Source organism: Brucella sp. 22210 (assembly GCF_052045675.1).
GTDB lineage: Bacteria > Pseudomonadota > Alphaproteobacteria > Rhizobiales > Rhizobiaceae > Brucella.
The window spans coordinates 20,834-32,500 of the sequence record NZ_JBQEPD010000031.1 but is presented as its reverse complement, the minus strand read 5'-3'; the positions used below and the strand labels follow the sequence as shown (position 1 = coordinate 32,500).

The window sequence follows — 11,667 nt, the reverse complement described above, 5'->3', positions numbered from 1 at the left end:
CTTGGCCCAGCACTCGGCGTGAAGATCACGCAGGAAAATGTCAGCGTCGCCCCGAAGGCGAATGACGAGCAGACTGACGATGGCTTCTCGGAAGAATTGATCCCCTTCCGGCAAACCGCCGACATCGCGCAGGCGCTCGAAGATGCGGGCTATACCGGCGAAGACACATCGAACATGGTCGATGCGCTCGCCAAGATGATGAATTCGCCGCGCCTGAAGCAAGGCAGTATCTTGCGCGTGGGAACTGAAACCCGCAACGGGCAGGACCGCATCGTTCGCGCAAGCATTTATAATCGTACCACGCATCTCGTGACGGTCACACTGAACGACCGTCAGCAATATGTTCCATCGGATGAACCCGAAGAAACGCCTCTGTTGCAGACCGCTTTTGACGGCAATGCGATCCCCAGCGCCATCCGGGGCAATCTGCCCAATGTCTATGACGGTATCAGCCGCGCGGCCCTTGCCTATGGCATGACGGAAACGATGCGCGAACAGCTCGTCAAAATGCTGGCCACCGACGTGGATCTTCAAGCGCAGTTGACGCCGACCGACAATATTGACGCCTTCTTCTCGCTGCCGGACGGGCCCGATGATCCGGACAAGGCCGACATCGATTCACAGCTTCTCTATGTTGCGGCGACTTTCAGCGGCACGACCCGGAAATTCTACCGCTATCAGGCGCCGGACGGTGGTGTCGATTACTTCGACGAAGGTGGAAAGAGCGCAAAGCAGTTCCTGCTGCGCAATCCGGTACCCAATGGCGTGTTCCGCTCGCCATTTGGCATGCGCCGTCACCCGATTCTTGGCTATAGCCGCATGCATACCGGCGTTGATTGGGCCGCGCCCCGCGGTACGCCAATCATCGCAACGGGTAACGGGGTTGTCGAAAAGGCAGGCTGGACCAATGGCTATGGCAATCAGACCCTGATTCGTCATGCCAATGGCTATGTCAGCAGCTACAGCCACCAGAATGCCATTGCGCGCGGCGTGTCTGCTGGCGCAAGGGTGCGTCAGGGTCAGGTGATCGGCTATGTCGGCTCGACCGGCCTCTCGACCGGCCCGCATCTGCATTATGAAATGATCGTCAACGGCACCAAGGTGGACCCGTTGCGCATCCGCCTGCCGGACAACAAGGCTTTGAAGGGCAAAGAGCTTGAAGCCTTCAAGCAGGAGCGCGACCGCATCGACACGCTTTTGAACAGCGACGACAATAGCACCAAGCTGGCTGCTAACGCCTCGACCAAGGGTTAAAAAAGCCGGGAAAGCAAAATGCTCACCCGGCTTTTTTGTTTGACCCGTGAAGGTTGGACTATTCGGAAAATTCGACGGTGACGCCTGCCTTGACGAGCTTGGCGAGTTCTTCCGCGTCCCAGTTCGTCAATCGCACGCAGCCATGGCTCGACGTCTTGCCGATCTTGGACGGCTCCGGCGTTCCATGAATGCCATAAGTCGGCTTGGAAAGCGCAATCCAGACCGTACCAACCGGCCCATTCGGACCGGGCGGGATCGTCAGAACCTTGTCGTTATTGCCCTGCTTGAAGTTGATCTTCGGATTGTAGGTGTAATTCGGATTGATCGCGATGCGCTCAACCTGCACGATGCCGGACGGCGACGGATTATCCGATGAGCCGATGGTCGACGGATAGGCGACGACCAGCTTGCCGCTTTCATCATAGCCACGGACCTGCTTGCGCCCCTTGTCGGCGATGATTCTCGCCACCTTGGCGCGCACCGGCTTGCCGAGATTTGGCACCTTCACCACGGAACCGGGCTGATTGAAGTTCACACCCGGATTGATTTCCTTCAGGTAGTTTTCGTCGATGTGGAATTTCTCACCGAGCATTTCGGTCACCGACGTATAGGCCATCGATGGAAGCTGCGCCTTATGGGCGTAATCTTCCGGGATCGAGGCCACATACTGGCGACCGACATCCTCGTTGGTGATCGAATATTCGAAGAACGCCGCACCGCCAGTTGCTTCCAGCTCGGCATTGACTGCCGCATCGTCCTTCGGGCTGATGGATTTGCCGGTCAATTCGCCATAGGCGGCTGCGGCCTTGTCGACATTGCTGCCGGAACGACCGTCGATGACGCCGGGCGATGCGCCTGCGCGATCCAGCAGCACCTGGAAGGCTGCAATCTTGGCCTTGGCGCCCTCGCCTTTCGGCATTTCGATTGCCGGCGCCATATCACTGGACTTCGGCACATTCTGCGGCTGCTCATAGCCGGGCTGGCTGTAATCCTGCCCGTTATAGTTCTGATCGATGCTGGCGGAATTGGTGCCCGTATTGTCTGGATAGTTTTCACCGGACGGCGGCAGTTCCGAACGCTGCACCTGACCATCCTGATTGCCGCGATAGTTCGGATCGGACGGCGCGGCGGGATAATAATTCGGGTCTTCCGGCACATTGCTGAAGCCGTCATAGGGCGAACCGCCATCGACCGGGCCGTTTAGTGTCCAGTTGTCGTCTTGCTGCGGATCGCGGCGGCTATTGTGACCGCCATAGCTGTTGCGATCATAGGTATTGGCATCCTCGACGCTGACAATGCGACCACGACGATCCATCGTCACGCGCCGACCATACTGGTCGATGTACACGCGCACGCGTCGGTCATGATAGACCTCTTCGCCCGGATCGTAGAGCTGCGCCAGTTGCGCCGGAGCTTCCGTGAGCGTGGTGTCACGGTTTTCTTCTGCAAAAGCACCGGCACCCGTGGCGGGAAGAGCCGCAGAAGCAAACAATGCGAAACGAAGCATGCGTATGGAATGCGTCATGGAGGAAGTCCCAGGTGCCCGTAATTTCCGACGTTCAATCGGATCGTCAGATCATGGATGCCGTGAATATGGTTAATAACTGATTATCCGAGTAACAGCAGATGCCAGATGAACTGGACATGAAAATGGCCAAGTGACGACAAGTTTTATGAAATTTGTATCTGCAAAATTTCTTCGAGCATTGTGAAACATCAGGCCCGAATTGATTAAAGCCAATAAAAAGCGCCGCAATCTTGCGACTGCGGCGCTTTGTTAGAACAAGTGGAACGTCAGGCTTCCACGCCTTCGTTCTTCGGATCGGGTTCCAGAGCACCGCGAACCGGACGGAAATTCAGCCTGTCCGAACCAGCGGTGATCTTGACGAGGGAGCCGTCCAGAATATCGCCCAGCAGAATACGCTCTGCGAGCGGATCCTGGACTTCCTTCTGGATCACGCGCTTCAAAGGACGTGCGCCGTAAGCCGGATCATATCCCTTGTTGGCAAGCCATTCGCGGGCATCCTCTGCCAGCTCCAATGCGATCTTGCGATCAGTGAGCAGGGTCTGGAGACGCTGCAACTGGATATCGACAATCGCACCCATATCCTCGCGGCGCAGCCGGTGGAACAGGATGATTTCATCGACACGGTTCAGGAATTCCGGCCGGAAGGCCGCCCGAACCACACCCATGACCTCGTCACGAACGCTCTCAACATCGTCTTTCTCGCCCAGATTGACGAGATATTCGGCGCCAAGGTTGGACGTCATGATGATGACCGTGTTGCGGAAATCGACCGTGCGGCCCTGACCATCGGTCAGACGCCCATCATCCAGAACCTGCAACAGCACGTTGAACACATCGGGATGCGCCTTTTCGATCTCATCGAACAGGATCACCTGATATGGCCGACGCCGCACCGCTTCCGTCAGCGTGCCGCCTTCTTCGTAACCGACATAGCCGGGAGGTGCACCGATCAGGCGGCTCACGGAGTGCTTCTCCATGAATTCCGACATATCGATACGAACCATCGCGGTGTCGTCCTGGAACAGGAACGAAGCCAGCGCCTTGGTCAGTTCGGTCTTGCCCACGCCCGTCGGGCCGAGGAAGATGAACGAACCGATAGGCCGGTTTGGATCCTGAAGACCCGCACGCGCACGGCGAACAGCCTTGGAAACCGCCTGAACGGCTTCGCCCTGACCGATGACACGCTTTGCAAGCTCGTCTTCCATCCGCAGCAGCTTTTCGCGCTCGCCTTCCAGCATCCGGTCAACCGGAATGCCTGTCCAGCGGGATACCACCTGCCCGACATGTTCCGGCGTAACCGTCTCTTCCAGCAGAGAACCTTTGTTCTCCTGGCTTTCCGACTGGGCGAGTTCCTTTTCAAGCTGCGGGATCTTGCCATAAGCAAGCTCGCCAGCCTTCTGGAATTCACCGTTGCGCTGTGCAGTGGCCAAGGCATTGCGTGCTTCTTCAAGCTGACGCTTGAGATCGGCAGCAAGACCAAGCTTCTGCTTTTCCGACTGCCACTTGGCGGTCAGTTCAGCTGATTCTTCTTCCAGATCGGTCAGCTCTTTTTCAAGACGCACCAGACGATCCTTGGAAGCGGCATCGGTTTCCACCTTCAGGGCTTCGCGCTCGATCTTGAGCTGCATGACGCGGCGGTCGATCTCGTCGAGTTCTTCCGGCTTCGAATCGACCTGCATGCGCAGACGCGATGCTGCCTCATCGACAAGGTCGATAGCTTTGTCTGGCAGGAAACGGTCGGTGATGTAGCGATTCGACAGCGTTGCGGCTGCGACAAGCGCCGAGTCCGATACGCGCACCTTGTGATGCTGCTCGTATTTTTCCTTCAGGCCGCGCAGGATCGAGATCGTGTCCTCGACGGTCGGTTCGTCCACGAAGACCGGCTGGAAACGACGCGCAAGTGCTGCGTCCTTCTCGACATATTTGCGATATTCTTCCAGCGTGGTCGCGCCGACGCAGTGCAATTCACCACGGGCCAGCGCAGGCTTGAGCAGGTTGGACGCATCCATCGCGCCATCGGTCTTGCCCGCACCCACAAGCGTGTGCATCTCGTCAATGAAAAGAATGACCTGACCGGCTGCCGTCTGAACTTCCGACAGGATTGCCTTCAGGCGTTCCTCGAACTCGCCGCGATATTTCGCCCCGGCAATCAGCGCGCCCATGTCGAGCGCCATCAACTGCTTGTCCTTCAGCGATTCGGGCACGTCACCATTCACGATGCGCAGCGCCAGTCCTTCGGCAATGGCCGTCTTGCCGACGCCCGGCTCACCGATCAGCACCGGGTTGTTCTTGGTGCGGCGCGACAAAACCTGAATCGTGCGACGAATTTCTTCATCGCGGCCGATCACCGGATCAAGCTTGCCGTTGCGGGCGTCTTCGGTCAGATCGCGCGCATATTTCTTCAGTGCGTCGTAATTGCTTTCGGCGGAAGCAGAATCGGCAGTGCGGCCCTTACGCATATCGTTGATGACCTTGTTCAACGCCGTCGGTGTCACACCGGCTGCGGCAAGAATTTCAGATGTCTTTGCGGATTTCTCGATTGCCAACGCCGTCAACAGTCGTTCGACCGTGACAAAGCTGTCGCCCGCCTTGCTGGCAAGCTCTTCGGCCAGAGCGAAAACCTTGGCCAGCGGCTGCGAGAGATAAAGCTGGTCGTTGCCGCCCGATACTTTCGGCAGCTTTTCCAATGCGCTCTGCAAACCAAGGCGCACATCGGCAATGCGTCCTCCAGCCCGCTCGATCAAAGATGCGGCAAGCCCCTCGTCATCATCGACGAGGATTTTCAGAATATGTTCCGGAGTGAACTGCTGATTGCCGGAAGAAAGCGCGAAAGTCTGCGCCGACTGAATGAAACCGCGAACGCGTTCCGTGTATTTCTCGATATTCATATAGTGTCTCCTTTTGCCCTCCAGCCCTGAATAGGCACCGGAAGATGTTGGGTGACGAAGCCCCCGCATGGGCGGGCTTCATGTCTTTCCAAGACAGGATATGGGACTATGACCACCTTTCGGCAAGGGTGAACAACGCTTGTGCGGCCAAATAAAAATGGCGCGGAAAACCGCGCCATTTTCAAATCTTATACCGAAAGCTTTAGAGCATAAGCCGACCGGAGTGAAACGAGGATCGATAAGATTATGCTCGATATATAGAAGCTTAGAGCGCCAATCTGATTCATTCAGATCGAAACGCGCTCTAAGCGTCGGAATCGACAGGTTCGGTTGCTGGCGTATCGCTGCCGGCATCCTGATCCTTCGCAACACGGCGCGGACGACCCGGACGGCGGGTAGCGCGACGCGGTGCAGCTTCGTCATCGGCCTTCGCTTCGACGGGCGCTTCCACCGGAACCTCAACGGGTGCCGCTTCCACAGCCGCCGGAGCAGCCTTGGCAGCCCGAGCGACCGGAGCTGGTTCTGCTACTTCCGCAGGAGCATCCACCGCCGGTTGTTCGCCTGCTTCACCGGCCTGCGCTTCCGGGCGCTCTTCGGCATTGAAGCGTTCACGCTGCGGGCGGCGACCGCGGCCAAGGCGACGATCACGATTATCACGTTCACGTGGCTGACGGCTTTCGCCGCTTTCCTCGCCGTAAATGACTTCGGCAGGCGTGCCTTCGATGACCGGCTGCGGACCGGAACCGCTTACCGGACGCGGCTCGACGGCGACTGCTGGCGTGAAGCCGGTATCGTCATCATCAGCGCCGTCATCGTCGAAGGTTTCTTCGCGCTGGAACGGCACCGGGTTCTGCGCCATGGCAGCCATGATGATGCGGTTGTAATGTTCAGCGTGCTGAAGATAGTTTTCAGCCATCACCCGGTCGCCGGAAGCCTGGGCGTCACGAGCGAGTGTCGAATATTTTTCTGCAATATGTTGCGCATTGCCACGGATCTTTACGTCAGGTCCGTTGCTTTCGTAATTACGCGACAGAGGATTGGGGCCCTTGCGGTTGTTGTTATTATTGTTGTTATTGTTATTCCCCCGTCCGCGCATACGCCTGTTCTGCTGTGCTGGCCTCATATTCATCTCTTTTCAGATTAAAGGGCGCAGAAACGTTGCGACGAAAAAGGTCGCCTGTTTCTTGCTATTGAGCCATGGAGGAAGCACGCCCTAAAACTTCCTACACATCGACTATTCTTAAAGCGCGTCGCATTTCAAACTGTTCGCCTGACGCACATTAAGGGGTTGCTTTTATGCATGTCGTTCCCGGAAAACCGGTTCCCACTTTTCCGCGACATGCTTCTCGGCTCCGCATATCCAGATGGATGGCCGGAACCTGACGGTTGCCTTGTGCAAGGTCCACGCCGAAAAGCATCGCTCTTCGGGACCATGCCTGAAAGTCGTGTACTTCCGTACGAGCCATCTCCAAAGGCTTAGACCCCGGGAGAGCATGACCTCAAATCGTCATGGAGCATTTCCGCCACGGCCCTCTAAAAAGCGGGCAAAACCATTCTGGCTGTATACGGTGGCCGGAAACTAAACGGCTTCGCGGCAAATTCCAAGTGTTTTTTCGCGCCGTTGGGTATCAAAATTTCGTTTATGATTTTTGCGCAAAAAGCATGGCCCTTCTATGGCCGCCCAGATCACGCGCATCGTTCGCGAGTTCAAAACCCGCTTGCTCAAACAGCGCTTTTACATCCTGGAATTGTCCGGCGCCGATTTCTACAGCAACCATACCACCATCATATAGGTACTCTACTGCCTGTTCTGCAAGGGCCCGGTAAAAATCCAGTCCATCCTGGCCGCCATCCAGCGCTGCAAGAGGATCATGCTCGCGCACTTCACGCGACAGACCGGCAATATCTTCATGCGGAATATAGGGCGGGTTTGAGACGATCATATGAAACCGTCCGCTGACATTGGCGAACCAGTCGCTTCTCAATGCGGCAAAACGCTGGCTGACATCGTTGAGCGCAGCATTGATTCGCGCTGTCGCCAGCGCCCCTTCCGACACATCGAGGCCAATGCCGTGCAGTGTCTCGAAGCGATGCAGGAGCGAGATCACAATCGCCCCGGTGCCCGTGCCCATATCGAGGAGTTCGACCACGCCATGTTCCGCAACGAGCTGTTCAAGCGGTGGCGTGACCAGCTCGATCAGCGCTTCCGTATCCGGGCGCGGTTCAAGCGTTTCAGCAGAAAGCCGGAATGGCAGTCCGTAAAATTCGCGAACACCGATAATCCGATGCACGGGTTCGCCTTTGGCACGGCGGTCCAGCGCCGCACGCAAGGTTTCAACGCACTCGGCTTCGATCAGTCTGTCCGGTGCGGAAATCAGATCGAGCCGTGTCGTGCCCGTCGTCCATTCGATCAGCAGCCGCGCATCGAGATCAGGCGTTTCCAGCCCGGCATCACGCAATTGCCGCCGGGCCTGTGCTGCCAGAACGTCGAGACGCTCGCCGCTCACGCTCAGGCGCCCAGTTCGGTCAAAAGCGCGGTCTGGTGATCGGAGATCAGCGCATCGACCAATTCGTCGAGGTCGCCTTCCATCACGCGGTCGAGCTTGTAGAGCGTCAGGTTGATGCGGTGATCGGTGACGCGGCCCTGCGGGAAATTATAGGTGCGGATGCGTTCCGAACGGTCGCCGGAGCCGACCTGGCTGCGGCGCGCTTCCGAGCGTTCACTTTCAGCCTTCTGGCGCTCCATGTCATAAAGGCGGGCACGCAGGATCTGCATGGCGCGGGCGCGGTTCTGATGCTGGGATTTTTCCGCCTGAACCACCATGATGCCGGTGGGGATATGGGTGATACGCACTGCCGAGTCAGTCGTGTTGACGTGCTGGCCGCCAGCGCCCGATGCCCGCATCGTGTCGATGCGGATATCCTCGTTGCGAATCTCGATATCGATGTCTTCGGCCTCGGGCAGCACGGCCACGGTCGCAGCCGATGTATGAATGCGCCCGCCGGCTTCTGTTTCCGGTACGCGCTGCACGCGATGCACGCCCGATTCGAACTTCATCTTCGAGAACACGCCCTTCCCGGAAACCGTCGCGATAATTTCCTTATAACCGCCCGCATCGCCTTCGCTGGCCGAGACCAGCTCGACGCGCCAGCCCTTCTCGCTGGCATAACGCTCATACATGCGGAAGAGATCGCCAGCGAAAAGCGCTGCTTCCAGTCCGCCCGTACCGGCGCGAATTTCGAGAATGGCATTCTTCTCGTCCGCCGCGTCCTTGGGCAGAAGCAGAATCTGTACTTCCTGCTCCAGCGCCTCGACGCGCTTTTCGACTTCCGGCAATTCCTCGACAGCCAGAGCGCGCATTTCGGCATCGGTCGACGCGTCGTCGCGCATGGTGGCCAGATCTTTCGCTTCGGCACGCGCATCGCTCAATTCGCGAATCTTGCCGACGACTTCCTGCAACTCGGAATATTCGGAAGCGAGCTTCACATAGGTTTCCGAATCCGGATTGTCGGCCATCTGGCTTTCGATCATCGAGAACCGCTTCAAGAGCTGGTCCATCCGGTCCTGCGGCAATGCGATCATGTCATGTCCTAAAAATCATCGTCCGAACGCAAATGTGCGAAACCGGGCGCGCCGCGTCCCGCGCCACACCCGGTCATTCTATGCAATTTGCCTTGCTATAACGGAATATCGTTGTCTTCTGCAAATCGAAGCATCAGTTCACGCAGAGAATGCGCGACATTCGGCTTGTCCAGCTCTTCATTGAGAAGCGCATTCAGCTTCGTTGTATCCAGCGCGCCGAGCATCGCCTTGACCGGGCCGATGGCAGCGGCCGACATGGAGATGGAGCGGAAACCGAGGCCGATCAGCGTCATGGCCGTCAGTGGACGTCCCGCCATTTCACCACAGAGCGTAACCGGCGTGTTGTGCCGGTTGCCCGTATCGACAATATGGCGCAGCGTCCGCAGGAAAGCCGGTGAAAGCTGGTCGAAACGGCCGGAAATCAGCGAATTGCCGCGATCCACCGCCATCAGGAACTGGAACAGATCGTTGGAGCCAACCGACACGAAATCAACCGCCGTCATCAGCTCATCCAGCTGCCACAACAGGGCCGGAACTTCCACCATCGCGCCAAGCTTCATCCGCGTCGGCAGCGAATGCGCGAACCGCGACAGATGACGAACCTCGCGTTCGATGATCTCACGCGCCGCCTTCACTTCGGCAACTTCCGTCACCATCGGCAGCATGAGCTTCAATTCACGCCCGCCTGCCGCTTTCAAAAGCGCGCGCAACTGGGTGCGCAGCAGACCCGGACGGTCGAGCGTGAGGCGGATAGCGCGCCAGCCAAGCGCCGGATTTTCTTCCTGCGCCGATGCGCTGAAGTAAGGCAGCACCTTGTCGCCGCCGATGTCGAGTGTGCGGAACGTAACCGGCTTATCGCCCGACGCTTCCATGACCGAACGGTAGAGCCGTTCCTGCTGCTCTGCCCGCGGGAAGGTCGAGGCGACCATGAACTGCAGCTCGGTGCGGAACAGGCCAATGCCCGAAGCGCCCGATGCCGCGAGCTGCGGCAGGTCAACCAGAAGGCCTGCATTCATCAAAAGCGAAATATCGACGCCGTCCCTGGTCAAGGCAGGCTTGTTGCGCAATTCGCGATAATGCGCCTGACGCCGGGCGCGGAAGCGAACCTTTTCCGCATAGGCTGATTCGAGATCCGACTGCGGACGCAGATGCACCACGCCCTCGTCGCCATCGACGATAGCCGCATCGTTGTTTTCAGCCATGGAAACAGCGCCCTTGGCCTGCCCAACGACCGGAATGCCCATAGCGCGGGCCACGATCACCACATGGCTGGTGGCGGCACCGTCTTCCAGCACCACGCCGCGCAAACGCTCGCGCGGATAGTCCAGCAACTCGGCAGCACCCATGGAACGCGCAACGATGATGGCATCCTTGACCAGCGATTCGGCCATCGTCTTGATGTCACGGCCCATCAGCTGGCGCAGCAGACGATTGGCAAGATCATCGAAATCCGACAGGCGCTCACGCATATAAGGATCGGACAGATGCATCATGCGCGCGCGCGTGTCGCTCTGTACCTTCTCTACGGCTGCCTCGGCAGTCAGACCGTTATGGATCGCCTCTTCCAGACGACGCACCCAGCCACGATCATGCGCGAACATGCGATAGGCTTCCAGCACTTCGCGATGCTCGCCTTCGATCGCTACATCGCGGCGCGACAGCATGTCATCGATGGAAATGCGCAAGGAGCCCAGCGCCTGATCCAGACGGGCCAGCTCGGCCTGACTATCCTCGTTGAAAAGATTGGTGACGACGATGCGCGGCTCATGCAGCACGACATGACCGAGACCGATGCCGTCATTGAAGGCAAGCCCGGTCACGCTCATCGGGCGACCCATATCGAGATCGATACCGGGGCGCACAAGCTTCAGCCCGTCGCCGGACGCAATGATTTCGGCCAGCACCATGGCTGTCGTTTCAAGCGCTTCGACTTCGTCTTCACGATAGGCGCGCTTGGTGCGATTCTGCACGACGAGAACGCCCATGGTGCGGCCTGCACGCAGCACGGGAACACCGAGGAAGGAATTATACACTTCTTCGCCCGTTTCCGGCAGATATGCGAAGGCCGGATGGCTTTGTGCATCGGTAAGGTTCAACGGACGCGCGCTTGCGGCAATGGTGCCGACAAGGCCCTGCCCCAGACGCAATTGCGCCAGGTGGACCGACTGCGGGTTCAAACCTTCAGTGGCATAGAGTTCGAGAACGCCGTCAGCGCGAAGCACGTAGAAGGAGCAGACTTCCGCGACCATATTTTGCGCGATTTCACGAACGATCCGGTCAAGGCGCGGCTGCGGCTCAAGCGGCTCAGCCATCAATTCGCGCAACCGCTTCAGCAGCACGCGGGGACCGGTTGTCTGATCGCGCATGATCGTCGGACACTCCTCTTGTGCAGTTTCGGCACCGAGGTGAAGCGG

At 58.2% G+C, this 11,667-nt stretch carries 7 protein-coding genes (1 of these 7 running past the window's edge); 1 reads left to right on the top strand and 6 read right to left on the bottom strand.

Annotated elements, in window-relative coordinates:
* Positions 1–1,254: the 3' portion of a M23 family metallopeptidase gene (locus ACTJKP_RS22610; RefSeq protein WP_440632259.1), read on the top strand. It extends 711 nt beyond the left edge of the window; 1,254 of the gene's 1,965 nt are visible here — the last part of the coding sequence; the start codon falls outside the window, past its left edge; the stop codon is at positions 1,252–1,254.
* A 58-nt stretch (positions 1,255–1,312) separates the two neighbouring features.
* On the opposite strand, the gene ACTJKP_RS22605 is transcribed toward ACTJKP_RS22610, so the two are convergent.
* From ACTJKP_RS22605 to ptsP, 6 genes are all read right to left on the bottom strand, one after another.
* Positions 1,313–2,779, bottom strand: coding sequence for a L,D-transpeptidase (locus ACTJKP_RS22605; protein WP_440632258.1), 1,467 nt, complete (start codon positions 2,777–2,779; stop codon positions 1,313–1,315).
* Positions 2,780–3,048: 269 nt separating this feature from the next.
* Positions 3,049–5,670, bottom strand: a complete 2,622-nt coding sequence (gene clpB / locus ACTJKP_RS22600; RefSeq protein WP_078341017.1) for an ATP-dependent chaperone ClpB — start codon at positions 5,668–5,670, stop codon at positions 3,049–3,051.
* Between the two features lie 304 nt (positions 5,671–5,974).
* Entirely contained in the window at positions 5,975–6,793 is an 819-nt protein-coding gene (locus tag ACTJKP_RS22595; RefSeq protein WP_440632257.1) for a DUF4167 domain-containing protein, read from the bottom strand.
* 517 nt (positions 6,794–7,310) lie between these two features.
* Positions 7,311–8,177: a peptide chain release factor N(5)-glutamine methyltransferase gene (prmC, locus tag ACTJKP_RS22590; protein ID WP_440632256.1), complete on the bottom strand. Its 867-nt coding sequence runs from the start codon at positions 8,175–8,177 to the stop codon at positions 7,311–7,313.
* Between the two features lie 2 nt (positions 8,178–8,179).
* Positions 8,180–9,253, bottom strand: a complete 1,074-nt coding sequence (prfA, locus tag ACTJKP_RS22585; protein ID WP_078341020.1) for a peptide chain release factor 1 — start codon at positions 9,251–9,253, stop codon at positions 8,180–8,182.
* 95 nt (positions 9,254–9,348) lie between these two features.
* Positions 9,349–11,619: a phosphoenolpyruvate--protein phosphotransferase gene (gene ptsP, locus ACTJKP_RS22580; RefSeq protein ID WP_440632255.1), complete on the bottom strand. Its 2,271-nt coding sequence runs from the start codon at positions 11,617–11,619 to the stop codon at positions 9,349–9,351.
* Positions 11,620–11,667 lie beyond the last annotated feature (48 nt).

What these genes read in the sequence shown, in the direction of transcription:
- ACTJKP_RS22605 (WP_440632258.1), bottom strand. Translation starts at nt 2,779, where the DNA reads ATGACGCATTCCATACGCATGCTTCGTTTCGCATTGTTTGCTTCTGCG.
- clpB (WP_078341017.1), bottom strand. Translation starts at nt 5,670, where the DNA reads ATGAATATCGAGAAATACACGGAACGCGTTCGCGGTTTCATTCAGTCG.
- ACTJKP_RS22595 (WP_440632257.1), bottom strand. Translation starts at nt 6,793, where the DNA reads ATGAGGCCAGCACAGCAGAACAGGCGTATGCGCGGACGGGGGAATAAC.
- prfA (WP_078341020.1), bottom strand. Translation starts at nt 9,253, where the DNA reads ATGATCGCATTGCCGCAGGACCGGATGGACCAGCTCTTGAAGCGGTTC.
- ptsP (WP_440632255.1), bottom strand. Translation starts at nt 11,619, where the DNA reads ATGCGCGATCAGACAACCGGTCCCCGCGTGCTGCTGAAGCGGTTGCGC.